Here is a 24486-nt window from a genome sequence, read left to right on the forward strand (position 1 = left end):
TGTACACGATCAAAACAGATGCCCGCCCTGTGTCAACAGGTTTCAGGGGCGCGCCACCTCCAGCGTCACGCTGGCCGTGACCGGGCGATCATTCACCACATAGGCGCGATGATCGTTGGTGTTCAGGGTCACCTCGACCAGATGCGCCCCTTCGGGCAGGGCGCCGATACGGGCGGTGGGGGCATACATCCGCTGCAACTTCACCCCGTCGACATAAAGGTGCCCGTGACCATAGCCCGGGATATGACCCATGTCGGCCATCGGTTCCGAGAAGGTGAAGTCGTCCGACTCCACGGTCACCGTCCAGCCCGTGCCATCCGGCGTGACCGACAGGCGCAGTTGCGGCGCCGGTTCGCCCTCGCCCACGCGGCAGATGCCCCCCAGCGACAGAAGCCCCAGATCGCCCGCCGCGCCGCGCGCCATGGGATCGGACAGAACCGCGCGCGTGCTGACCCGCGCGCCGCTGGCAAACTGCAGCGTCAGGGGCAGGACGGCACCGTCGCCCGGCATTTCCTCAAGCCCCGACAGGCGCAGGTGGGCACCATCCATGGCCAGGATCGGCGCACTTTCGGCGGGCAGGGTGATTCCGTCGCCCGGCGCCACGATTCCGATGGTTCCCCCAAGGGGCGAACTGGCACCGGTCAGCCGGTCGGCCCCGCCGTCATTGTGCAGCGTCATGAACAGCCGCAGGGTGCCGGGTTCGTCGGTCAGGGGCACCGCCGTCGCTCCCTCGGCCCGGATCGGCACCGGGGCGGGGCGCAGCGCCAGGAACAGCGCCCCACCCGCCAGAAGGGCAAGGGTAAGCAAAATCGCGATACGGCGGCGCAGTGTCATTGGCATCCCGGCAAAGCTGTGGCTTGCTGCGCAGCATGTTTGCCCTGCGCCGTTCCGTCAATCTCTGCCTTGCCGTGCTTCTGCCCTCGGCCGCGCTGGCGCATCCGGCGCAGGGGGGCTTTGTCCTGCTGCTGCCCACCGGGCTTTACATCACCGGCGGCTGCCTTGCCGTCGCGCTGAGCGTGCTGATCGTCGCCGGCCTGCCCGATGGCTGGCTGACCGGGCTGTTCACCCCCCGCAGGCTGATGCGCACACCTCCGCTGGCCATGGCGCGCCGGATCATCAGCCTGCTGTCGCTGGCGCTGCTGGCCTGGCTTCTATGGGTCGGGTTCAACGGGCCGCGCGACCCGCTGTCGAACCTGCTGCCGCTGACAATCTGGACGCTGTGGTGGATTGCTCTGTTCACGCTTCAGGGGGTGGTGGGCAATCTCTGGGCCTGGGTCAATCCTTGGCGCGGGCTGCACGGCCTGCTGTGGGGCGATGCGCCGCCGCCGTTGCGCCTGCCGGCCCGGCTGGGCCATGCCCCGGCGATCCTGGTCTTTCTCGCCGTCACCGGCTTTGCGCTGGCCGATCCGGCGCCCGACGATCCGGCAAGGCTGGCGGCCTTCGTCATGGGATATGCCCTGTTCACCTTTGCCGGCATGGCGCTGTTTGGCGCCGACGACTGGTTGGAGCGGGCCGAGTGCTTCACCCTTCTGTTGCGGCTTTTCGCGACGCTGGCGCCCCTGCGCTGGCATCCGCGCCTTGCCATCGGCTGCCCCGGCTGGGCCGTGCCGCAGCGCGACGTGCCGCTGTCGCTGGGCCTTTTCGTGATCGTGATCCTGGGCGCGGGGAGCTTTGACGGGTTGAACGACACCTTCTGGTGGCTGGCGCAGATCGGCATCAACCCGCTGGCCTTTCCGGGCCGTTCGGCGGTGATCTGGCCGACGGCCCTGGGCCTGCTGGGGGCGAACCTGGCGCTGGTGCTGGTGTTCGCCGCCTGCGTGGCCACCGGGCACCTGGCCCTGCGTGCGGTCGATCCGGCGGCACCGCTGCCGCCGCTGAAAGGGGCCATCGCGCATCTGGCGATGTCGGTCCTGCCCATCGCCTTTGGCTATCACGTCGCCCATTTCCTGACCACATTCCTGGTCAACGGCCAATATGCCCTTGCGGCCCTGACCGACCCGCTGGCGAAGGGCGCCGATCTTCTTGGGCTGGGGCAGTTCTATGTCACCACGGGATTCTTCAACACCCGCGCCACGGTGCAGGCGATCTGGCTGGGGCAGGCGGGAATCATCGTTCTGGCGCACATGCTTGGCGTGCTTCTGGCGCATCGGGCGGCTGTCGTGCTCTATGGACGCGGACATTCTGCGCTGATCGCGCAAATCCCCTTGGCGGTGTTCATGGTCCTCTATACGCTGTTGGGGCTATGGCTTCTTGCGGCGCCGCGCGGCGCATGACCCTGAGTAAAGAAAAATCTGGACAGATCGTTCGCACACATACAACTTGAATTCCAATGACAAGGGCCAGAAGGCCCCATCCCGGCGCCCGGCGCCACCCGACCAGGAGGTTTGACATGACCGAAAGACTCCCCGCACGTGGATTGCTTGACCGGCGCGGCGCGCTGAAGACACTTGGCCTTGGCGCCGGGGCCCTTGCCGCCAGCACGGCGATGCCCGGTTTCATCCAGGCGCAATCCAGCGCCCCGATCAGGATCGGGTTCCAGGTGCACCGGACGGGCATCGGCGCCTCGTACGGGCGCTGGTATGACCGCACCAGCCAGGCCGCCGTCAAGCGGATCAACGACGCGGGCGGCATCAACGGGCGCATGGTGGAACTGGTCCCCGAGGATGACGGCACCGACCCCAAGCGCGGCGCCGAGGTGGTCGAGAAATTCGCCACCCAAAGCAAGTGCGACGTGGCCTTCGGCACGCTCTTCTCCCATGTCGTCATCGGCTCGGCCCCCCGGGCGGGCGAATTGAAGCTGCCCTATTTCGTCGTCTCCGAAGGCCATCACGTGGCCAGCGGAATGCTGAACCGCTATACCCTGCAGCCCGGAATCACCGACGTGAAAAGCCAGGTCCAGGCGATGGCGCCCTTCGTGTCGCAGAACCTGGGCAAGAAGGTCTGCATGATCTTCCCGGATTTCGCCTTCGGCCACGATCACCGCGATTATTTCAGCAAGGCGTTCGAGGCACAGGGCGGCACGATCAACGCCAAGATCGCGATTCCGCCCACCGAAACCAGCTTTACCAAGTATTTCCCGCAGATCCCCCGCGACACCGAGGTGATCTATCACGTCATGACCGGCCCCGCCGTCCTGACCTTCGTGAAGGAACTGGGCGAATTCTTCGGCCCCTCGCGCCCCGAGCTCTTCGGCTTCATCGACAGCCTCGAAGCGGTCGACATGTCGTCGCCGGGGCTGGAATTCCTTGAAGGGTCCTACATGTGGGAAGGCAACCCGCGCTATGCCCAGGCCGACCAGACCGAATACGACAAAGCCTACCGCGAGGCCGTCGGCGTGGACGACAACGGCGCCTCGGTCAGCGACGGCAAGGATGTCAGCACCTATGCCCACATGTTCGGATGCTGGGAAACGCTGAACATCATCAAGGCGGGAATGGAGGCTTCGGGATACCAGGGCCCCGACGACCGCGCCGCGCTGATCGAGGCGGTCGAGGCCATGACCGACATGCCCGAAGGCATGGACCACCCCCAGGGCGCCAAGCGGTTCAATGGCAAGACCCACCAGGTCTTCGGCCACCAGTACATCAGCAAGGTCGAAGGCGGGCGGATGAACCGCGTCCACACCACCAGCATCGAAGATACCCTCTACGAGGACGAAGTGGATTACACCACGCAGTCCTTCTGAACCGGCGCACAGCCGACAGGGCAGCCCATGGTGCGACGGCGGGATCTGAGTATTTGCGGCAAGAAAGAGGGCAGTTGCGTTTCTTTCTTGCCCAAATACTCCCGCCGGAGGCGCATCTGTCGGGCCGCGCTGACGCCCGTGGTTTTGCCCTTCCCATCCAGAGGATCGAACTGAGACATGGATTTCGGCCCCCACCTTATGCTTGCCATGCTGGAAGGCGCGGTTGCCGCGGCCATCCTGGCGCTGACGGCCATGGGCCTTTCGGTGGTCTTCGGCGTGATGCGCGTGGTCAACGTGGCGCACGGCGAATTCTACATGCTGGGCGCGGTCATCGCCTGGTTCGTGGCAACGACCCTGGGCACCCATCCGGCGCTGGGGTTCGTCGCCGCGCTGGTCATTGCCCCGGCCCTTGTGGGGGCGCTGGCGGCGGCGGCGGACAAGCTGATCCTGCAACGCATCGACTATGACCCCGAGCGCACGATCGTCGCCACCATCGGTCTGCTTTACATCATCCAGCAGGGCACCCTGATGACCTTCGGCCCCGATGCCCGCCCGGTCGAACCCCCCTTCAACAGCCGCATCGCCCTGCCGTGGTACGAATGGGTGGATGGCAAACTGTCGTTCTACTATCCTTGGGGGCTGTCCATCACGTCGTACAAGCTTTTCGTCATTGCCGCCGCCGCCGCGATCCTGGTGGCGCTCTGGCTGTTCATGACGCGCACCCGGGCCGGTCTGATCATGCGCGCCACCCAGCAGGACAGCCAGATGGCGCAGGCCTTCGGCATCCCGGTGTCGCGGGTCTATGCCCTTGTCTTCGGGCTGGGCGCCGCGCTTGCCGCCATGGGCGCCGTGCTGGTGGTGCCGATCCAGCAGGCCCATTACCTGATGGGGGCCGATCCGCTGCTTCTGTCCTTCATCGTGGTGATCATCGGCGGGCTCGGGTCGCTGCCCGGCACGGTGATTGCCGCCATTCTGATCGGGATGAGCGACGGCGTGATCTCGGTCTTCTTTTCCCCCACGCTGGCCAAGATCCTTGCCACGCTGGCGGTGGCCATGGTGCTGGTCTTCCGGCCCCAGGGCATTCTGGGCAAGAAGGCGCACTGATGGGACGGGGGCTGGTTCTGCATCTCTGCACCATCGCGCTGCTGGCGGCGGCGTTCTTCGTGTTGCCGGCCTATCATTCGGGCAACCTGGCGCGGATCATGGTGCTGGCGATCTATGCCATGGGGTACAATCTGGCCTTCGGCTATACCGGGCTGCTGTCGCTGGGCCACGCCTTGTTCTTTGCCGCCGGGATGTACGGGCTGTCGCTGGCCATGACGCATCTTGCCATCCCCGCCCTGCCGGCCCTTGGGCTGGCGCTGGTGGCCGCCGGAGTGGTGGCGGGCATCACCGGGGCGCTGGCGCTGCGCACGCGGGGGGTGGCCTTCATGATCGTGACGCTGATGTTCGCGCAGGCGGGATACCTCACCGCGCTCTATTTCAGCGAATGGACCAGGGGCGAGGAAGGCTTCGTCATTCCCCAGGCCATGCGCAACATCGCCGGCATCGACCTGAGCGGCGAGACGGGGCGCTATTTCGCCGCGCTGTTCCTGTTTGCGGTCGTCCTGCTTCTGATCGGTGCGCTGGTGCGTGCACCCTTCGGGCGCACCCTGATCGCCATCCGCGAGAACGAGGCGCGGGCGACCATGCTGGGCTATGACGTGCAGCGGCTGAAGTGGATCGCGCTGGTGGTCTCGGGGATGATCTCGGGGCTGGCGGGGGCCGCCTATGCCCTGCTGTTCGGCTATGCCGGTGCCAGTTTCGCCGCCGTGCCCTATTCGATCTTCCCGCTGCTCTATGTCCTGCTGGGCGGGGCGGGCACCACCCTTGGGCCGCTGATCGGGGCGGTGTTCATGTTCTACCTGATCGACCTGTCCAGCGGTCTGACCGACGCCTACATGCTCGTGGCGGGCGTGGTGCTGGTGGCGCTGACGTTGTTCCTGCCCCAGGGCATTCTGGGCACGCTGCGCAAGAGGGGGCTGCCGTGGCTTCCGTGATCCTGCAAACCCGTGGCCTGACCAAGACATATGCCGGTGTCACCGCCAACACCGACGTTGATTTCGACCTGCCCGCCGGGCAGATCCGCGCGCTGATCGGGCCGAACGGGGCGGGAAAATCCACCTTCGTCGGCATGCTCTGCGGGCGGATCGAGGCGACGCGCGGCACGGTTTCCTTTGACGGGCAGGACATATCGCACCTGCCCGCGCACAGGCGTATCGCCCTTGGCATTGCCTATACCTTCCAGATCACCTCGGTCTTTGCCGGGCTGTCGGTGCATGAAAACGTCGCCCTTGCGGCACGGCGCGCGGGGGGCAGCGCGGCGCGGGTGGCCGATGTGCTGAACCGGGTCGGTCTGGCCGACAGGGCCGGGCAGGTGGCGGGCGATCTGTCCTACGGCCATCAGCGGATCCTCGAGATCGGGATGGGCCTGGCCCAGAACCCCCGGCTGTTCATCCTGGACGAACCCACCCAGGGCCTGGCCGAATCCGAGATCGCGGATTTCAAGGCGCTGATCACCGGGCTGAAGGATACCACCATCCTGCTGATCGAACACAACATGTCGGTGGTCATGGAAACCGCGCAGTATATCACCGTGCTGAACCAGGGGCAGATTCTGGCCGAGGGCACCCCCGACCAGATCCGCGCCGACACCCATGTGCAGGCCGCCTACCTGGGAACCGAGGATGCTTGAACTTGCCGACATCCACGCCGCCTATGGCCGGGTGAACACCCTGTTCGGCGTATCGCTGACGGCGAAACCGGGGGAAATCACCTGCCTGCTGGGGCGCAATGGGGCCGGGAAAACCACCGTCATGCGGGCCATCATGGGGCTGCTGCCGGTCAGCGCCGGAACGATCACGCTGGACGGGGCGCCGCTGCATGGCCTGCCGCCCGAACGGATCGCGAAACAGCGGGTCGGCTATATCCCCCAGGGCCGCCGTTTGTTCGCCGAACTGAGCGTGGCCGAGAATATCGACATCGGCCTGATGACCTGCGGCGAAGGGCGCGACACCCGCGACTGGGTGCTGTCGATCTTTCCCCGGTTGCGCGAACGCCTGTCCCAGCGGGCCGAAACCCTGTCGGGCGGTGAACAGCAGATGCTGGCCACCGCCCGCGCCCTGTGCCTGCGCCCGCGCGTGTTGCTGCTGGACGAACCCACCGAAGGGCTTCAGCCCAGCATGATCGACCAGATCCGCCAGGTGGTGCTGCGGATGAAATCCGAAGGTGTTGCCGTGGTGCTGGTGGAGCAGCGGATGGAGGCGATCCTGTCGCTGGCCGATCTCGCGGTCTTCATCGAAAGCGGGCGCACCATCGAAACCCTGCGCGGCGATGCCCTGCGCGCGAACCCCGAAACCCTGACCCGCCACCTGGGAGTGTGACATGTCCGAAAAGCTCGTCATCAAGAACATCGGCCTGATGCTGTCCGGCAAGATGGAGCAACCGATCTACGAGGCCGACACGATCATTGCGGTGGATGGCAAGATCACCGAATGGGGCCGCGAAAAGGACATGGACCTGGAGGGCGCGACAACCACGGTCGATGCCAATGGCGTCACCCTGGCGCCGGGCCTGATCGACAGCCACGTTCACCCGGTGGTGGGCGATTACACCCCCCGCCAGCAACAGCTGCACTGGATCGACAGCACGCTGCACGGTGGCGTCACCACCCTGATCTCGGCGGGCGAGGTGCATATGCCCGGCCGCCCGAACGATCCGGTGGGTACCGTGGCGATGGCGATCGCGGCGCAGCGCTGGTACGAGAACCTGCGCCCCTCGGGGATGAAGGTGCATGCCGGGGCGCCCCTGCTTCAGAAGGGGCTGGAGGAACATCATTTCAAGCAGATGGCCGATGCGGGCGTGCGCCTGATCGGCGAGGTGGGTCTGGGCACCATCAAGGACGGCAAGACCGCGAACGAGATGATCGGCTGGGCCCGCGAGTACGGGATGCAAAGCACCATCCACACCGGAGGCCCCTCAATCCCCGGATCGGGGTTGATCGACGCCGACATGGTGCTGGAAACCGGAACCGATGTGGTGGGCCATATCAACGGCGGCCATTCCGCCCTGCCGGATGATCAGATCGTCTGCATCTGCGAAAGCTGCAAGGCGGCGCTTGAAATCGTGCACAACGGCAACGAACGCGCCGCGCTTCTGACCCTGAACACGGCGCGCGAGCTGGACAAGCTGGATCAGGTGATCCTGGGCACCGACGGGCCGGCCGGATCGGGGGTGCAGCCCCTGGGCATCCTGCGGATGATCGCCATGCTGGCGAGCCTTGGCAACGTGCCCGCCGAAATCGCCTTCTGCTTTGGCAACGGCAATACGGCGCGCCAGCGCAAGCTGGATACCGGGTTGATCGAAAAGGGCATGTGCGCCGATTTCGTCCTGATGGACCAGGCCCAGCACGCGCCGGGCAAGACGATCCTTGAATCGGTGCAACTGGGCAACCTGCCCGGCGTGGGGATGACCGTGATCGACGGGCGCATCACCAGCCAGCGTTCGCGCAACACGCCGCCCGCCACGCGCCTGCCGCAAACGGTGTGAGGGTCGCAAGCGCCTGACAATGAGTATTTGGACAAAGAAGAAATCCATGCTGTTTCTCTTTTGCAAAAATACTCACTGCCCCACGCCAGACGAAAACGGGCCGCCCGGTGTGGGGCGGCCCGTCTGACATCAAGCGATGTCGAAAGGCTTATTCGTTCACGCTGTCCTTGAGTGCCTTGGCGATGGTCATCTTCACCACCTTGTCGGCCTCTTTCTTGATCTGCTCGCCGGTGGCGGGGTTGCGCACCATCCGCTCGGGGCGTTCGCGGCAATAGATCTTGCCGACGCCGGGCAGGGTGACAGCGCCACCGCCCGAAACTTCGCGGGTGATGATGGCGATGATGCTGTCCAGCGCGGTGCCGGCGGCTTTCTTGTCGGTTCCCATTTCATCGGCCAGGGCGGCGACGAGCTGGGTCTTGGTCATTGGTTTTGCCATGTATGGTCTCCTCAATATGCCCTCACTAGGCATCATTGGCGCAATTTAGCCCTATATAGAGGGCCGACACAACGACTAGTGGTGCAATTTCCTCATAAAACAGGCATTTTGCGCCGGTTTTTGCCACGTCAGAGAAAAGCCGTTTCCTCAAACGAGCGCAACTTGCGCGAATGTATCCGGTCCAGCGGCATTCCGTTGAGGGATTCCATGGCCCTGATGCCGATGAAAAGGTGTCGCGCCACCTGTGTGCGGTAGAAATCGCTGGCCATTCCGGGCAGTTTCAATTCGCCGTGCAGCGGCTTGTCCGAAACGCAGAGCAGCGTGCCATAGGGCACCCGGAAGCGGAATCCGTTGGCCGCGATGGTGGCGCTCTCCATGTCGAGCGCGACGGCACGGCTTTGCGACAGGCGCTGCACCGGGCCGGACTGGTCGCGCAACTCCCAGTTGCGGTTGTCGAGGCTGGCGACGGTGCCGGTGCGCATGATCCGTTTCAGATCGAAGCCTTCCAGCTCGGTCACCTGGGCGACCGCCTGTTCCAGCGCGATCTGGATCTCGGCCAGGGCGGGGACGGGCACCCAGACGGGCAGGTCGTCGTCCAGCACCTTGTCTTCGCGCAGATAGGCATGGGCCAGCACGAAATCGCCCAGCCGCTGGGAATTGCGCAGCCCGGCGCAGTGGCCGACCATGATCCAGGCATGGGGGCGCAGCACCGCGATATGGTCGGTGGCCGTCTTGGCGTTGCTGGGGCCGACGCCGATGTTGACCAGGGTGATCCCGCCGCCATCCGCCTTTTTCAGGTGGTAGGAGGGCATCTGCGGCAGCTTGGCCGGGGTCGGCATCGGGGCCTCGGGATCGGTGATCTCCTGGTTGCCGGGGCCGACGAAACTTTCGTATCCGCTGTCCGGGTCGGCCAGGACGCTGCGGGCATAGGCCTCGAATTCCTCGATGTAGAACTGGTAGTTGGTGAACAGGACGTGGTTCTGGAAATGCGCCGGGCTGGTGGCCGTGTAGTGGGACAGGCGCGCCAGCGAATAGTCGATCCGCTGGGCGGTAAAGGGGGCCAGGGGCGCCGCGCCGTCGGGATAGGTGAAGCCGAAGCCGTTCACGATATCGTCGTTCGTCGTGGCCAGGTCGGGCACGTCGAAGACATCGCGCAGGGTGAAATCCATGGTCCCTTCGTGCGGAACGGTCACGGTGCCGTCGCCGGCCATGGCGAAATGCACCGGGATCGGCGTGGTCGAGGGGCCGATCTGGACACCGACGCCGTGGTTCTCGATCAGCAGGCCCATCTGCTGGCGTAGGTAGGCCGCGAAAAGATCGGGCCGCGTGATGGTGGTGGAATAGATGCCAGGCCCCGCCACATGGCCAAAGCTGAGCCGGCTGTCCACTCCGGCAAAGCTGGTCGTGGTGAAGCGGATCTCGGGATAGAAGGCCCGATAGCGCGACGTGGGCGCGTCCCCCGAAATCGCGGCCAGGAAATGACGGCCCAGGAACTGGCAGGCCTCGTCGTAAAGTTCCTGCAGGCGCAGGACGGCGGCGGCGGGGTCGGTGAATGTCTCATGCGCCCGGGTTTCGGGCGTGACGATGGGAAGGTTCTTTGTGGGGGCGTACATGGCGCATCCTTTCTTGTTGGTCTTCCCATGGTCCGGGAATGGCATTGCCTATCGCAGAATGCCCCTGTCGGGCAAGATCTGCGGGAACCGCCGCATCGGCCCCCGCGTTCGCCGATGACAGCCGGAAATGACAGCGCCGTGACAGAGCCAGACCTGATCCATTATCCCGATAGCCGCCCGGGCATCACCCGCCACCGGGCCGGGCGCGGATTTTCCTATCGTGCGCCGGACGGCACCCGGATCGAGGATGCGGACGAACGGGCCCGCCTGGCGGCGATGGCCGTGCCCCCTGCCTATGAGGACGTGTGGATGTGCCCGGTTGCGCGGGGCCACCTTCAGGCGACGGGGCGCGATGCCAAGGCGCGCAAGCAGTACCGCTATCACCCCGACTGGACCGCCTTTCGCGCCCGCAAGAAGTTTGACGACCTGCCCCGTTTCGGCGCCGCCTTGCCCGCCCTGCGCCGCCGGATCGCCGCCGATCTGCGCCGTGAAGATGCCGACCGCCCCTTTGCCATCGCCGCCGTTCTGGCGATGATCGACCGGATGTCGCTGCGCATCGGCAATGCCGGGTATGCGCAGGGCAACGGGGCCTATGGCGCGACGACCCTGAGATCGCGCCACATGCGGGTGGACGACGACGGCGCGATCACCCTGCGGTTCACCGCCAAGGGCGGGCAGAAGGTGCGCCGCCCGGTGCATGATCGGACCCTGCAACGCACGCTGCACAGGCTTGACGATCTGTCGGGCGCAACGCTTGTCGGCTGGGTGGACGATGACGGCACGGCCCATTCCGTCAGTTCCGACGCGGTGAACGCCGCCCTGGCCGAGATGACCGGCGAAGAGGGGCTGACCGCCAAGACCTTCCGCACCTGGAACGGCACGGTCGCCGCCCTTCACGCCGCGCTGACCGACGGAAAGCGGACGATCAAGGCCATGTCCGAAGCCGCGGCAAAGCGTCTGGCCAATACCCCCGCCATCGCGCGCAAAAGCTATATCCACCCCAGCGTCATCGCCCTGAGCGAGGCGGATGCGAAGGACATCGACAGCATCCGCGACACCATGCCCGACATTGCCGGCCTGCGTCAGGACGAACGGCGCATGATGGCGCTTCTTGGCGGTTAGGGCGCGCGGCCACGTTTCCTGCTGACGCCGCCCGCCGTTCGGGTTAGCCCTTGCCCCGGGAAGACAGGCGGAACCGGAGCAGCAGCATGGACATCAAGTCAATCGTCATGGGCATGGCCTTTGCCTTCATGTGGTCTTCGGCCTTCACCTCGGCGCGGATGATCGTTGTCGATGCGCCACCGCTGATGTCGCTGTCGCTGCGGTTCCTGGTATCGGGCATCCTGGGGGTGGGCATAGCGCTGGCGTTGGGCCAGACTTGGCGGCTGACGCGCGGGCAGTGGCGGGCGACGGTGGTTTTCGGCATCTGCCAGAACGCGCTTTACCTCGGGTTGAACTTTGTCGCGATGCAGAAGATCGAAGCGGGGCTTGCCTCGATCATCGCATCGTCGCTGCCGCTGATGGTGGCCTTTGCGGGCTGGATGTTTCTTGGCGAACGCACCCGCCCCCTTGGCCTGGCGGGGCTGGCGGCGGGCATGCTGGGGGTGCTGCTGATCATGGGGTCGCGCCTTTCGGGCGGGGTGGATATCGGCGGACTGGCGCTTTGCCTGCTGGGGGCAATGGCGCTGACGGTGGCCACGCTTTCGGTCAGGGGCGCGTCATCGGGGGGCAACCTGTTGATGGTAGTGGGCCTTCAGATGTTCGTGGGCAGCATCTGCCTTGCGCTGGTTTCGGCGGCGACGGAAACCTACGAGGTGCAATGGTCGCTGCGGCTGGTGCTGGCCTTTGCCTATACCACACTGGTGCCGGGGCTGATCGCGACGCTGGTCTGGTTCATGCTGGTGGATCGCATCGGTGCGGTGCGGGCGGCAACCTTCCATTTCCTCAACCCCTTCCTTGGCGTGACCATCGCCGCGCTGTTGCTGGGCGAGACCCTGGGCTGGATCGACCTGCTGGGCGTGGCCATCATCACCGCCGGGATTGCGGCCGTTCAGATATCGAAGGCGGCGCGCGTCGGGGCGGCATCGCCGGGCATCGGCAAATAGGGCCGGATCGGAACAAATTTCATGCCGATACGTTGTTCAGGCAACGCATCCGGAATGGAGGACTTTCCGATGACCACCAACACCGTTACCGACACCGCCTCGACCCATGTATCGTCACGCGACGTGACCGGAACCGAGGTTTACAGCCCCACGGGCGACCATATCGGCACCATCGACCATGTCATGATCGACAAGGAAAGTGGCAAGATCGGCTATGCCGTGATGGGGTTCGGCGGCTTCCTTGGCCTTGGCGAAGAACATATGCCGGTGCCTTGGGCCAAGTTGAGCTATGACACCGACAAGGGCGGCTATGTCACCGACATCACGAAAGAGCAGCTGGAAAGCTTGCCGCCGCGCGAGGACGATTGGGCGCGCGATCGCGACCGTCGGTGGGAAATGCAGGCGCATGGCCATTTCGGCCTGCCCTATTACTGGATCTGATCCAGCGGAACGATAACCCGATAACGGGGGCCGGTCAGCCGATCGGCCCCCTTTCGCCGCCGGTCTGGCCGCGATCCAGAAGCAGGTGATCGAGGATCACGCAGGCCATCATCGCCTCGCCCACCGGAACGGCGCGGATGCCAACACAGGGATCGTGGCGGCCCTTGGTGACGATCTCGGCGGCCTTGCCCGACTTGGTGATCGTCTGGCGGGGCTTCAGGATGCTTGAGGTGGGTTTCACCGCAAAGCGCACCACCACGTCCTGCCCGGTGGAGATGCCCCCCAGGATGCCGCCGGCATGGTTCGACGAAAACACCGGGCGGCCATCGTTGCCCATGAAAATCTCGTCGGCGTTGGCCTCGCCGGTCAGGGCGGCGGCGGCCATGCCTTCTCCGATCTCGACGCCCTTCACGGCGTTGATGCTCATCATCGCGGCGGCCAGATCGGTGTCGAGCTTGCCGTAGATCGGCGCACCCAGCCCGGCGGGAACGCCCCGCGCCACAACCTCGATCACCGCGCCGCAGGAATTGCCGTTCTTGCGCAGGGTGTCGAGGTATCCGGCCCAATAGGCCGCGGCGTCGGCATCGGGGGTCCAGAAGGGATTGCGGGCGATCTCGTCCCAGTCGAACTGTTCACGGTTGATCGCATGGGGGCCCATCTGCACCATGTAGCCGGTGATCGACAGGTCGGGGAGCATCTTGGCCAGGGCGGCGCGCGCCACGCCCCCGGCGGCCACGCGCGCGGCCGTCTCGCGGGCCGAAGACCGCCCGCCGCCGCGCGGATCGCGGATGCCGTATTTCTGCCAATAGGTGATGTCGGCATGGCCCGGGCGGAATTTCTCGGCGATCTCGCTGTAGTCCTTCGACCGCTGGTCGGTGTTCTGGATCGCAAGCTGGATCGGTGTGCCGGTCGTCACCCCCTCGTACATCCCCGAAAGGATTTCCACGGCGTCGGGTTCGCGCCGCTGGGTGGTATACTTGTTCTGCCCGGGCTTGCGCCGGTCCAGCCAGTGCTGAAGCGCCTCGGCGGTGACGGGCACGCCGGGGGGGCAGCCGTCGATGGTGGCGCCCAGGGCGGGGCCGTGGCTTTCGCCCCATGTGGTGACGCGGAACAGGTGACCGAAGGTGTTCAGGCTCATGAGGGCGGATCGCTTTCTTGTCTGGCGCTGTCGTTCCTAACGCCGGGGCGGGCGCAAGGAAAGTGGGTTCAGGCCTTGGGAAGCCGCAGCAGGGCGGCGCCGGCAAGTGTCATCATGGTGGCCGCCACCTTTCCCAGGTTCAGCCTTTCGTTCAGGAAGGCCACGCCGATCACGAGGGCAAAGACGATGCTGGTTTCGCGCAGCGCGACCACGAGGGCGATGGGTGCCTGCGTGAAGGCCCAGATCACGATGCTGTAGGCAACGAACGAGGCGCTGCCCCCGATCAAAAGCACCCCCCGCGCCGAGCCCCATAGCGCGGGAATGCTGCGGCGGGCGGTGATCGCCATGTAGCCCAGAAAGACCGCCGCATCGCCAATCGCGATCACGGCGAAAAACCCGAAGGCCGTTCCCGCCAGCCGCGCCCCGATGCCATCGACGATCGAATACGAGGCGATGAAACACCCGGTGATCAGCGCCAGCCGCGCCGCAGGGCCGTTGCGCAAGCCGTCGCTCTGGCGGACCAGCGCGATGCTCAGGATACCGCAGGCGATCATCGCGATGGCCAGGATTTCAACCGGCGCCAGCACCACTCCCAGCCCGAAGAACGACACGACGGCCACGATCAGCGGCGCCGACCCCCGCGCGATGGGATAGACCTGCGTCAGGTCGCCCCGCCGATAGGATTGCACCAGGAAGATCTGGTATCCCGCGTGCAGGAATATCCCGGCAATGGCATAGGGCCAGCTTTCGGGCGCCGGCACGGGCGACAGCAGCAGCGCCAGCGTGGCCAGCGGAACCGCACCGACGGTGATGGCGCACATGCTCAGCCGCTTGTCTGCTCCGCCCTTGAGCAAGGCGTTCCACGAGGCATGAAGCAGCGCCGCCAGCAGAACGGCGCAAAAGACGAGAAGGGTCATGTGAGGGCCTTGCGATGCAATGTCGGCGCGACGCTAGGCCAAAGCGCCGCCGCGGGCAATGGCCGCCCCTTGCCGCAGGCCCCCCGACCCTTTATGCAGAAGAGACCTCGGGGAGCCCTTGTTTCTGGGCTGAGATGCACATCGCTGCGGACCCGTCGAACCTGAACCGGTTAGGACCGGCGGAGGGAAGGTGAGATCGCATCTCTCCCACTTCCGATCATCAATTCGCCCCGCTTCCGGGGCCAACGAAGGATCGAACACCATGAAATACCTGTTGCCCCTTGCGCTTCTGGCCACCCCCGCCCTGGCCCAGGATCGGCCGGTGCTGACCGTCTATACCTACGACAGCTTCGTCTCTGACTGGGGGCCGGGCCCGGCCATCGAAAAGGCCTTCGAGGCAGAATGCGCCTGCGATCTGCAATTCGTGGCCGCCGGTGACGGCGCCGCGCTGCTGGCCCGCCTGAAGCTGGAGGGCGAACGGACCCGCGCCGACGTGGTGCTGGGGCTTGACACCAACCTGACGGCCGCCGCCGCCGAAACGGGCCTTTTCGGGCAGCACGACCTGGGCGATCTGTCGCTGGACCTGCCCGTCGACTGGGAGGACGACATGTTCGTGCCCTTCGACTGGGGCTATTTCGCCTTCGTCCACAACACCGGCATCACCCCGCCCACCAGCTTTCGCGAATTGGCCGACAGCGACCTGAAGATCGTGATCCAGGACCCGCGCAGCTCCACCCCCGGGCTGGGCCTCTTGCTTTGGGTCAAGGCCGCCTATGGCGACGAGGCGCCCGCGATCTGGGAGGGGCTGGTCGACAACATACTGACCGTGACCAAGGGCTGGTCGGAATCCTATGGCATGTTCACCGAGGGCGAGGCCGACATGGTCCTGTCCTACACCACCTCGCCCGCCTATCACCTGATCGCGGAAGAGGACGACACCAAGGCCGCCGCCCCCTTCACGGAAGGGCATTACCTCCAGATCGAGGTGGCCGCGACGGTGGCTTCTTCCGACCGGATCGACCTGGCCAATGATTTCCTGGCCTTCATGCTGACCGATGGCTTCCAGTCGGTGATTCCCACGACCAACTGGATGTATCCGGCCGTTCTGCCCGCTGCTGGCTTGCCCAAGGGCTTCGAAACCCTGACCGACCCCGAAACCGCCCTGATCTTTCCCGCAGGTGAGGCCGAAGAGGCCCGCGATGTCGCGCTGGCCGAATGGCTGACGGCGCTCAGCCGCTGATCGGATGAAAGCGCGGGCCAAAGCGGCGCCCCCGGTCCGCCGGGATCGGGGGCTGGCGGTCTGGGCCGGGGGGCTGGCGGCGGGGTTCATCCTGCTGCTGACCTTCGGATCGGTCGTTGCCGTGCTGTCGCGGGCCGAGGGCGGCCTTACGCTTGGCGCGGGCGACTGGGCGGCGATCCGGTTCACCGTTTTGCAGGCGGCGCTTTCGGCGGCCCTGTCCGTGGGGCTGGCCGTGCCGGTGGCGCGGGCGCTGGCGCGGCGGCGCTTCGCCGGGCGGGCGGTGCTGGTCACGCTGATGGGCGCGCCCTTCATCCTGCCGGTGATCGTGGCGGTGCTGGGGCTGGTCATGGTCTTCGGGCGCGCGGGATGGGTGTCGCACCTGCTGGCGCTGTTCGGGCTGGCGCCCGTCAACATCTACGGGTTGCACGGGGTGGTCATCGCCCATGTGTTCTTCAACCTGCCGCTGGCCACGCGGCTGATCCTGCAGGGCTGGTTGGCCATCCCGGCGGAACGGTTCCGCCTTGCCGCCACCCTTGGCATGGGGCCGGGCGACATCGCCCGCCACCTTGGACGCCCGATGCTGCGGGCCACCCTTCCCGGCGCCTTCATGGTGATCTTCCTGATCTGCACCACCAGCTTTGCCGTGGCGCTGGCGCTGGGGGGCGGGCCGCGGGCGACGACGGTGGAACTGGCCATCTACCAGGCGTTCCGCTTCGATTTCGACCTGTCCCGCGCCGCGCTTCTGGCGCTGATCCAGCTGGCGATTTCCGGCGCGGCGGCCCTGCTGGCGCTGTGGGTCGCGGTGCCGCAGGCCACGGGCGCCGGGCTGGACCGGACGGTCGAACGTTGGGACGCGGCGACGCCGGGTTTGCGGCTGCTGGATGGCGGGCTGATTGCCCTGGCCGCCCTGTTCCTGCTGCTGCCACTGCTGGCCGTGGCCCTGCGCGGGTTGCCCGAACTGGCCAGCCTGCCGGCGCCGGTCTGGGCGGCGGCCTGGCGCTCGCTCTGGGTGGCGGGTCTGTCGGTGGTGCTGGCGCTGACGCTGGCCATGGCGATGACCCTGGCCATCACCCGGCTGCGTCACCGCCCGGCGCTGTCGCGCGGGGTCGAGGTGACGGGCTATCTCGCCGTGGCGGTTTCGCCGCTGGTCATCGGAACCGGGCTGTTCCTGATCCTCTTTCCTCTGGTGGATCCGGTGGCACTGGCCCTGCCGGTGACGGCGCTGGTGAACGCGGTGATGGCCCTGCCCTTCGCGCTGCGGGCGCTGGTGCCGGCGGCGGCCGAGGTCGAATCGCGCTTCGGTCCCCTGGCCGACAGCCTTGGGATGACCGGCCTGAACCGCCTGCGCCGCCTGACCCTGCCGCGCCTGCGCCGCCCGCTCGGCTTTGCCGCGGCGCTCACCGGGGCGCTCTCGATGGGAGATTTGGGGGTGATCGCGCTTTTCGCCGATCCGGATGGCGCAACCCTGCCGCTGCTGCTGTTTCGCTACATGGGCAGCTACCGGATGGAGACGGCAGCGGGCGTCGCGCTTCTTTTGCTGGGGCTGAGCCTGCTGATCTTCTGGTGCCTTGATCGCGGAGGGCGAGTGAATGCTGACCTTTGACGGGTTGCTGATCGAACAGGGTGATTTCCACCTTGCGGTGGACATGGTCGTGCCATCGGGCGCGCAGGTGGCGATCATGGGGCCCTCGGGCGCCGGGAAATCCACCTTCCTTTCGCTGGTGGCGGGGTTCATGGCGCCGGTGGCGGGCCGGTTGCTCTGGCGGGGCACCGACCTGTTGCCGCTGCCCCCGGCGCAGCGCCCGGTCAGCATGATCTTCCAGGACAACAACCTGTTTCCCCACCTCACCGCCTTCGGCAACGCCGCCCTCGGGGTGCGCCCCTCGGGCCGGCTGGACCGGGGCGAAACCGCGATGGTGATGCGCGCGCTTGCCAGCGTCGGGCTGGAGGGGCTGGAACACCGCAAGCCGGCAACCCTTTCGGGCGGGCAGCAAAGCCGCGCCGCCCTGGCGCGGATGCTGGTCCAGGATCGCCCGCTGGTCCTGCTCGACGAACCCTTCTCGGCCCTCGGCCCGGCGCTGCGGGCCGAGATGGTGGGCCTTGTCTCGGATCTCTGCGCCAAGCGGCGGGCAACCCTGCTGATGGTCACCCACGACCCGGCCGATGCCGCCCGCCTTGACGGCAGCCTCTGCATCGTCGCCGCAGGAAAGGTAAGCGCCCCGGCCCCCGCCCGCGCCACACTGGCCAATCCGCCCGAGGCCCTGCGCAGCTACCTGGGATAGGAAGAAAGAACTTTCCGCCTCCGGCGGGGATATTTCCGGACCAAAGATGGCAGGCAGTGGCGCCCCATCTTTGGTCTTCAAATATCCCCGCCGGAGGCTGCGCCCGAAGGGCGCGTGGGGCGCGCCGAAGGCGCGCCCGGATCGGCGGCGCCAGCCGCCGAAATGGCGGGGGTCAGCGCAACCGGTTCAGGATGGCAAGCGAGGCATAGCCGTCGGGGGCCTGCCCGACCGAGCGCTGGAAATCGCGCACCGCCTGGATGGTCAGCGGGCCGATCCGCCCGTCGATTCCCTTGGTGTCGAACCCCTTGCCGGTCAGCAGCCGTTGCATTTCCTGGCGTTCGTCGAACGTCAGCGCGCGGTCGCCGCGGGGCCAGTCGCTCTGGATCGGGGCGCCCCCGGCGATCCGGTCGGCCAGGTGGCCGACGCCGATCACATAGGCATCGGCGGTGTTGTAGCGTTCGATGACCGCGAAGTTGTCGAAGACCAGGAAGGCCGCCCCCTCCGCCCCGGCGGGCAGCAGGACCGACGCCCTGCCGTGGTCGGCGACCGGCTTGCCATCCATGCCCAGCACCCCAAGCTGCGCCCATTGCGACGGCAGCCTGGTGTTCTCGCGGTTGGCGCTGGCGTAGTCGAAGCCTTCGGGCAACCGCACCTCGACACCCCAGGGCTGCCCCCTGGTCCAGCCGAACCGCGATAGATAGGCGGCGGTGCTGGCCAGCGCATCGGTGGGGTCGTCGCCCCAGATGTCGCGCTTGCCGTCGCCGGTGAGATCGACGGCATAGGTCAGGAACGAGGTCGGAATGAACTGCGTATGGCCCATGGCCCCGGCCCAGCTGCCGGTCATCGCGCGGGGGGGCACGTCGCCGGCCTCGAGGATCTTCAGCGCCGCCACCAGCTGTTCCTCGAAAAAGGCGCTGCGCCTGGCGTCGTAGGCCAGCGTGGCAAGGGATTGGACCACGTCGTTGCTGCCCTTGAAGGTGCCATAGGCGGATTCAAGGCCCCAGATGGCCGTGACCACCTCCTTGTCGACGCCATATTTCGCCTCGATCCGGTCGAGAACAGTGTCGTGCCGGGCCAGGGCCTTCTTGCCGTTGGCGACGCGCAGGTCCGAGGCAGCCGTGTCGAGGTAATCCCAGATCGTCTTGGTGAATTCGCTTTGGTTGCGGTCGCGTTCGATGACCTTGGGGTCATAGCTTATGCCCTGCACCGCCCTGTCGAAGACGGCCCCGCTGATTCCCTGGGCCAGGGCGCGGGCGCGGAAATCGCGCAGCCAGGCCGCGAAGCCGGGTGCCCGCGAGGAGGAATCGACCGTCGCCTCGGCCTGGGCAGGACGGGCACGGGGGGCGCGATGCGATGCCGTCGCGGCCCCCGGCGCGGCAACGGCCCGGGCCAGGACGACATCCGCACGCTTGGCCGGGCGCGGCGATTGTTCGACCGGCGCGGCGCGGGCGGTTGCCGCACCCAGCGCCAGGATCACCCAGATCGCGATCAGCTTGAAACCCATGATCTTCCCCGCCTGTTCCATACCGCTTTATTGTAGCTAAAGATGAAACAATCGCAAAGATCCGGCAGGCCGTATCGGCAAGGACCGGCTATTTCCGGCTGCGTTTGACCTTGCGCTTGATCTTGGCCGCCTTGGCCTTGCCCTTGCCGATCTTGCGGCCCGGCACCCGGCGCCTGCCGCCCGGCTTCGGCCCCTGGGGCAGGGTATCGCCCGCCACGTCAAGCAGTTCCAGCATCAGCCCGCCGGTCACCGGCACCGCTTCGGTCAGGCGGACGGTGACACGTTGCCCGGGCGACAGGATCAGGCCGGTATCCGATCCCATCAGCGTCTGGCTTTCGGCATCGTAGTGGAAATACTCGGCCCCGATGCTGCGCACCGGCACCAGCCCGTCGGCGCCGGTTTCATCCAGCCGCACGAAGGCGCCGAACCGCTGGATGCCCGAGATCCGCCCCGTCAGTTCGGTTCCCACCCGTTCCGACAGGTAGGAGGCCAGGTAACGGTCGGTGGTGTCACGCTCGGCCACCATCGAGCGGCGCTCGGTATCCGAGATGTGCTTGGCGGTCGCTTCCAGGTTCTCGATTTCCGAGACGCTCAGCCCGTCCTTGCCCCAGCCATGGGCGGTGATCAGGGCGCGATGCACGATCAGGTCTGAATAGCGCCGGATGGGCGAGGTGAAATGCGCATAGTTCTTCAGCGCCAGCCCGAAGTGGCCGAAGTTTTCGGGAAAGTAGTAGGCCTGGGTCATGGCGCGCAGGGTCGAGATGTTGATCAACTCGCCAAAGGCGGTGTCTTGGGCCTGTTCCAGCAGGCGGTTGAGCGTTCTCGTCTGCAACACCTGGCCCTTGGCCAGGGTCAGCCCCGAGGCCTGCGCCACCTCGCGCAGCGCGTCGAGCTTTTGCGGGCTGGGTTCCTCGTGCACCCGGAACAGCAGGGGCGTGCGGCGCTTCACCAGTTCCTCGGCGGCGGCGACATTGGCCAGCACCATGCATTCCTCGATCAGGCGGTGGGCGTCCATCCTTTCCTTGAAGGCGACGGTCTTCACCCTTCCGTCCTCGCCCAGCACGATCTGGCGTTCCGGCAGGTCAAGCTCCAGGGGCTGACGCTGGGCGCGGGCCTTTCGCAGGGCGTGATAGGCGGCATAGAGGTGTTCGATGTGATCCATCATCGGCACCAGGCGGTCGGAGACATCGCCGTCGATGGCGGCCTGCACCTCCTCGTAGGGCAGCGAGGCCTGGGAGCGCATCATGGCCCGGTGGAACCGGTGGTCGATCTTGTTGCCCTCGGCGTCGATCCGCATCTTCACGGCGATGCAGGCGCGATCCACGTTTTCGTGCAGCGAACACAGATCGCCCGACAGGATGTCGGGCAGCATCGGCACGACCCGGTCGGGAAAATAGGTGGAATTGCCCCGGTTGCGCGCCTCGCGGTCAAGGGGGCTGTCGGGCGTCACGTAATGGGCCACATCGGCGATGGCCACCCACAGGATATGCCCGCCCTTGTTGCCCGGGTCGTCGTCGGGGGCGGCGAAGACGGCATCGTCGCGGTCGCGGGCATCGGAGGGGTCGATGGTGACAAGGGGCAGATCGCGCAGGTCGGTACGCTCGCCCATGGGGGCGGGGGTGGCGGCATCGGCCTGTTCGATGGCGGCATCGGGGAAGGCATCGGGGATGTCGTGCTGGTGGATGGCGATCAGCGACACCGCGCGCGGCGCCGAGGGGTCGCCCAGCCGCTCCACGATCCGGGCCGAGGGCAGGCCCATGCGCTTGGGTCCGGCCTGTTCCGCCTCGACCAGTTCGCCGTCCTTCGCGCCGTGGGTGGCGCCGGGGGCGACGGTCCATTCCTTGTCGGCACCCTTGTCGATGGGCACAATCCGCCCGCCTTCGCTGCGCGCGCGGAACACGCCCAGAATACGACGCGGGTTGGTGCCGATGCGGCGGATCAGCCGCGCTTCGTAACGATGATCCTCGCCCTTCACCTCGGCCAGGCGCGCCAGGATGCGGTCGCCCTCGCCCAAGGCGGGGTCGCTGTCGCGCAGGACCATCAGGATGCGCGGCTCGGGGCCTTCGCCCTGCCACTCCATCGCCTTGGCGTGCAGGTCGCCGTCGCGGTCGGGGGCCAGGACTGTCAGCACCGACACCGGCGGCAGGCTTTGGGGATCGCGATAGGTCTTGCGGCGCTTTTCCAAATGCCCCTCGGCCTCAAGCTCTTTCAGCAGGCGCTTGAGGTCGATGCGCGCCGCCCCCTTGATGCCGAAGGCGCGGGCGATGTCGCGCTTGGCGGTCAGGGTGGGATTGTCGGAAATCCACTGAAGGATCTCGGGCTTTGAAGGGATCTGGGTCATGCCCGTTGGCTAGCACGGGGCGGGCGGGGCGTCATGGCAAATCGTCTGCGGTATCGACATCGTGCAGTGTCTCCACCACGGCCCAGCGCAGCCCGGGGGCCGAGGCCAGCGTATCGGCCATGGCCTGCGCGCTGGACCAGCGCACGCCGTGAAACAGACCGGCCGGCATTGCGGCGGTACGCTTCAGCCCGATCAGCCAGTATCCGCCATCGGGCGCCGGGCCGATCACCGCGTCGTGGCCCCCAAGGGCGGCGAAGGCGCGGGCGATGTGGGGGCGGGTGATGCCCGGAATATCGGCGCCGATCACCATGGCGGGCCCCGGCGGGGCACCACGCAGGGCGCGCGCCATCCTGTCGCCCAGATCGCCCGCGCCCTGGGGGATGCGGCGCAGGTGGGCCGGCCAGATGCGGCTGGACAGGCCTTCGCGGTCGGGGGCGACGGCCAGCACCGTTTCCCAGCGCGGATCTTCCAACCGCCGCAGCAGGCGCCTTGTCTGGTGGCGAAACCACCAAGCGGCGGCCACCATCCCGATATCGCGCCCCAGCCGGGTTTTCACGCGGCCGGGGCGGGGCTCCTTGACCATGACGATCAGGGTTCGGGTCAAAGGGTGAAATCCATGTCGCGATGATCGATTCCCGCGTCGTCGTAGACGGGGCCATGAGCGGTAAAACCCAACCGTTCGTAAAAGCCGATGGCATGCACCTGCGCGCCCAGCCGCGCGATCCTGATGCCGGGCTGGCGGCGCAATTCATCCAGCGCCGCGCGGATCAGCGCCGCGCCCAGCCCGGTGCCCCGGTGCGACGGCAGCACGCAGACCCGCCCGATCTTGCCCACCTCGCCCTTCGGCAAAAGGCGCGCGCTGCCCACGGGCAGGTCATCGACCCGGGCCAGAAGGTGCAGCGCGACGCCGTCCAGATCGTCAAGCTCGTCCGCTTCGCTCACGCCCTGTTCCTCGATGAACACGGAGCGGCGCAGGGCGTGACAGGCGGCGATATCGTCGGTCAGGGCAATGTGGATCATGCGAAGTAATCGCGCAGGATGCGCCCGTAGATCGCCTTGAGCTGGCGGATGTGTTCCACCTCGACGCATTCGTCCACCTGGTGCATCGTGCGCCCCACCAGCCCGAATTCCACCACCGGGCAATGGGCCTTGACGAAACGCGCATCCGAGGTGCCGCCGGTTGTCGACAGAACCGGGTCGATCCCGGTTTCGGCTTTCACCGCCCGCCCGATGGCATCCGACAGCGGGCCGGGTGGCGTGATGAAGCTTTCGCCCGAAACCTTCAGTGTCATGTCGAAGGTCACGCCCGTCTCGCCGCTGACCCGATCCGCCTCTTCCCGCAGCCAGGCGTCAAGCTTGTCCGAGGTCTGGGCATCGTTGAAGCGGATGTTCACCGTGGCCCGGCATGTGCCCGGAATCACGTTGTTGGCCGGATTGCCGGTGTCGATCGTGGTCACCGCCAGGGTCGAGGCGTCGAAATGCTCGGTTCCGGCGTCAATCTCGTGGCTGGCCAGCCGGTCCATCAGCCGCGCCATGGCGGGCAGCGGGTTTTTGGCGCGGTGCGGATAGGCGGCATGGCCCTGCACGCCGGTGGCGGTGAAATAGGCGGTCATCGAACCGCGCCGCCCGATCTTCATCATCTCGCCCATGGTGTCGGGGCAGGTGGGTTCGCCCACAAGGCAATGATCCATCCGCTCGCCGTTCTCGCCCATCCAGTCAAGGATCGCAGAGGTGCCGTCGATGCCGTCGCCCTCCTCGTCTCCGGTGATGGTCAGAACGACGGCCCCCTCCGGCGGTGTGTCGCGCACAAAATCCACGGCGGCGGCGGCAAAGGCGGCAACCCCCGATTTCATGTCGCAGGCGCCGCGCCCGTACATCACGCCGTCCACCACCGCAGCGCCAAAGGGGTCGTGGGTCCAATCGGCGCGGTTGCCCACCGGAACCACATCAGTATGGCCGTTGAACCCGAAGACGCGGCCATTGCCCTGCGTTCCCCAGCGGGCGTGCAGGTTGGATATGCCGCCCCTCTCGATCCGGGTACAGGTGAAACCCGCCTGTTCCAGAAGCCGCTGAAGAAGGGTGATCGCCCCGCCTTCCTCGGGCGTGACCGAGGGACAGCGGATCAGGTCGGCGGTCAGGGCGACGGCGTCGCAGGGCGTGTGGGACATGATGGCAGGGCTCCTCGCTTTGGCCCTTG

The 24486-nt window shown here is 66.7% G+C and carries 23 protein-coding genes and 1 riboswitch; of the genes, 13 read left to right on the forward strand and 10 right to left on the reverse strand.

The genetic code is table 11. The features are described from left to right. Positions 1 to 42 precede the first annotated feature (42 nt). On the reverse strand, positions 43 to 834 hold the full coding sequence (locus H7828_RS06145) for a copper chaperone PCu(A)C (RefSeq protein WP_226780125.1): 792 nt from the start codon (positions 832 to 834) through the stop codon (positions 43 to 45). Between H7828_RS06145 and H7828_RS06150 the strand changes: the two genes are divergently transcribed. The 7 genes from H7828_RS06150 (at position 828) to H7828_RS06180 (ending at position 8272) form a co-directional block, all read left to right on the forward strand. After that, a complete protein-coding gene (locus H7828_RS06150; RefSeq protein ID WP_226780126.1) occupies positions 828 to 2273 on the forward strand; it encodes a hypothetical protein in 1446 nt (481 codons plus the stop codon). The two genes, H7828_RS06145 and H7828_RS06150, sit on opposite strands and share 7 nt — an antisense overlap. 116 nt (positions 2274 to 2389) lie before the next feature. After that, positions 2390 to 3685, forward strand: a complete 1296-nt coding sequence (locus tag H7828_RS06155) for an ABC transporter substrate-binding protein (protein ID WP_226780127.1) — start codon at positions 2390 to 2392, stop codon at positions 3683 to 3685. 177 nt (positions 3686 to 3862) lie between these two features. After that, positions 3863 to 4789, forward strand: coding sequence for a branched-chain amino acid ABC transporter permease (locus tag H7828_RS06160; protein WP_226780128.1), 927 nt, complete (start codon positions 3863 to 3865; stop codon positions 4787 to 4789). Next, a complete protein-coding gene (locus tag H7828_RS06165; protein ID WP_226780129.1) occupies positions 4789 to 5724 on the forward strand; it encodes a branched-chain amino acid ABC transporter permease in 936 nt (311 codons plus the stop codon). Before H7828_RS06160 ends, H7828_RS06165 begins: the two co-directional genes overlap by 1 nt. Next, complete coding sequence (locus H7828_RS06170) at positions 5721 to 6419, forward strand: ABC transporter ATP-binding protein (RefSeq protein ID WP_226780370.1); 699 nt, start codon at positions 5721 to 5723, stop codon at positions 6417 to 6419. Before H7828_RS06165 ends, H7828_RS06170 begins: the two co-directional genes overlap by 4 nt. Then, complete coding sequence (locus H7828_RS06175) at positions 6412 to 7107, forward strand: ABC transporter ATP-binding protein (RefSeq protein ID WP_226780130.1); 696 nt, start codon at positions 6412 to 6414, stop codon at positions 7105 to 7107. Before H7828_RS06170 ends, H7828_RS06175 begins: the two co-directional genes overlap by 8 nt. 1 nt (position 7108) lies before the next feature. Then, complete coding sequence (locus tag H7828_RS06180; RefSeq protein WP_226780131.1) at positions 7109 to 8272, forward strand: amidohydrolase family protein; 1164 nt, start codon at positions 7109 to 7111, stop codon at positions 8270 to 8272. A gap of 148 nt (positions 8273 to 8420) precedes the next feature. Here the strand turns inward: H7828_RS06180 and H7828_RS06185 are convergent, their stop codons facing one another. Together H7828_RS06185 and H7828_RS06190 are read right to left on the reverse strand one after the other, a co-directional pair. After that, entirely contained in the window at positions 8421 to 8708 is a 288-nt protein-coding gene (locus H7828_RS06185; protein WP_226780132.1) for an HU family DNA-binding protein, read from the reverse strand. Positions 8709 to 8836: 128 nt separating this feature from the next. Next, the gene (locus H7828_RS06190; protein ID WP_226780133.1) at positions 8837 to 10321 is read right to left on the reverse strand and encodes an AMP nucleosidase; all 1485 of its coding nucleotides are present in this window, start codon (positions 10319 to 10321) and stop codon (positions 8837 to 8839) included. 138 nt (positions 10322 to 10459) lie between these two features. Here H7828_RS06190 and H7828_RS06195 point away from each other — a divergent pair, with 138 nt between their 5' ends. From H7828_RS06195 to H7828_RS06205, 3 genes are all read left to right on the forward strand, one after another. Next, the gene (locus H7828_RS06195) at positions 10460 to 11443 is read left to right on the forward strand and encodes a DNA topoisomerase IB (protein ID WP_226780134.1); all 984 of its coding nucleotides are present in this window, start codon (positions 10460 to 10462) and stop codon (positions 11441 to 11443) included. A gap of 86 nt (positions 11444 to 11529) precedes the next feature. Continuing rightward, complete coding sequence (locus tag H7828_RS06200) at positions 11530 to 12426, forward strand: DMT family transporter (RefSeq protein WP_226780135.1); 897 nt, start codon at positions 11530 to 11532, stop codon at positions 12424 to 12426. 69 nt (positions 12427 to 12495) lie between these two features. After that, positions 12496 to 12867 (forward strand): PRC-barrel domain-containing protein, encoded by a 372-nt coding sequence (locus H7828_RS06205; RefSeq protein ID WP_226780136.1) that lies wholly within the window; start codon positions 12496 to 12498, stop codon positions 12865 to 12867. Between the two features lie 34 nt (positions 12868 to 12901). Here the strand turns inward: H7828_RS06205 and aroC are convergent, their stop codons facing one another. Continuing rightward, positions 12902 to 14005, reverse strand: coding sequence for a chorismate synthase (gene aroC / locus H7828_RS06210; RefSeq protein WP_226780137.1), 1104 nt, complete (start codon positions 14003 to 14005; stop codon positions 12902 to 12904). A 68-nt stretch (positions 14006 to 14073) separates the two neighbouring features. Then, positions 14074 to 14922 (reverse strand): DMT family transporter, encoded by an 849-nt coding sequence (locus tag H7828_RS06215; RefSeq protein WP_226780138.1) that lies wholly within the window; start codon positions 14920 to 14922, stop codon positions 14074 to 14076. Between the two features lie 98 nt (positions 14923 to 15020). After that, positions 15021 to 15127, forward strand: a riboswitch (TPP riboswitch). Between the two features lie 57 nt (positions 15128 to 15184). On the opposite strand from H7828_RS06215, the gene thiB reads away from it, so the two are divergent. Genes thiB through H7828_RS06230 form a run of 3 tightly spaced genes read left to right on the forward strand, consistent with a single transcriptional unit; the run spans position 15185 to position 18444 of the window. Continuing rightward, on the forward strand, positions 15185 to 16162 hold the full coding sequence (gene thiB, locus H7828_RS06220) for a thiamine ABC transporter substrate binding subunit (protein WP_226780139.1): 978 nt from the start codon (positions 15185 to 15187) through the stop codon (positions 16160 to 16162). A gap of 4 nt (positions 16163 to 16166) precedes the next feature. After that, positions 16167 to 17765 carry an ABC transporter permease family protein gene (locus H7828_RS06225; RefSeq protein ID WP_226780140.1) on the forward strand — a complete coding sequence of 533 codons (1599 nt, stop codon included), beginning with the start codon at positions 16167 to 16169 and terminating at the stop codon, positions 17763 to 17765. After that, a complete protein-coding gene (locus tag H7828_RS06230; protein ID WP_226780141.1) occupies positions 17752 to 18444 on the forward strand; it encodes a thiamine ABC transporter ATP-binding protein in 693 nt (230 codons plus the stop codon). Before H7828_RS06225 ends, H7828_RS06230 begins: the two co-directional genes overlap by 14 nt. Positions 18445 to 18616: 172 nt before the next feature. Here H7828_RS06230 and H7828_RS06235 read toward each other — a convergent pair whose 3' ends face one another. The 5 genes from H7828_RS06235 to dapE form a co-directional block, all read right to left on the reverse strand. Continuing rightward, complete coding sequence (locus H7828_RS06235; RefSeq protein WP_226780142.1) at positions 18617 to 19969, reverse strand: lytic murein transglycosylase; 1353 nt, start codon at positions 19967 to 19969, stop codon at positions 18617 to 18619. Between the two features lie 67 nt (positions 19970 to 20036). Then, complete coding sequence (gene rnr, locus H7828_RS06240) at positions 20037 to 22289, reverse strand: ribonuclease R (RefSeq protein WP_226780143.1); 2253 nt, start codon at positions 22287 to 22289, stop codon at positions 20037 to 20039. A 31-nt stretch (positions 22290 to 22320) separates the two neighbouring features. Further along, positions 22321 to 22893 carry a TIGR04282 family arsenosugar biosynthesis glycosyltransferase gene (locus tag H7828_RS06245; protein WP_226780144.1) on the reverse strand — a complete coding sequence of 191 codons (573 nt, stop codon included), beginning with the start codon at positions 22891 to 22893 and terminating at the stop codon, positions 22321 to 22323. Continuing rightward, positions 22890 to 23306, reverse strand: coding sequence for a GNAT family N-acetyltransferase (locus H7828_RS06250; protein WP_226780371.1), 417 nt, complete (start codon positions 23304 to 23306; stop codon positions 22890 to 22892). Before H7828_RS06250 ends, H7828_RS06245 begins: the two co-directional genes overlap by 4 nt. Further along, positions 23306 to 24457 (reverse strand): succinyl-diaminopimelate desuccinylase, encoded by a 1152-nt coding sequence (gene dapE / locus H7828_RS06255; RefSeq protein WP_226780145.1) that lies wholly within the window; start codon positions 24455 to 24457, stop codon positions 23306 to 23308. The genes H7828_RS06250 and dapE overlap by 1 nt, the downstream gene beginning before the upstream one ends. Positions 24458 to 24486 lie beyond the last annotated feature (29 nt).

It is taken from the genome of Oceaniglobus trochenteri (assembly GCF_020529025.1).
Lineage (GTDB): Bacteria > Pseudomonadota > Alphaproteobacteria > Rhodobacterales > Rhodobacteraceae > Oceaniglobus > Oceaniglobus trochenteri.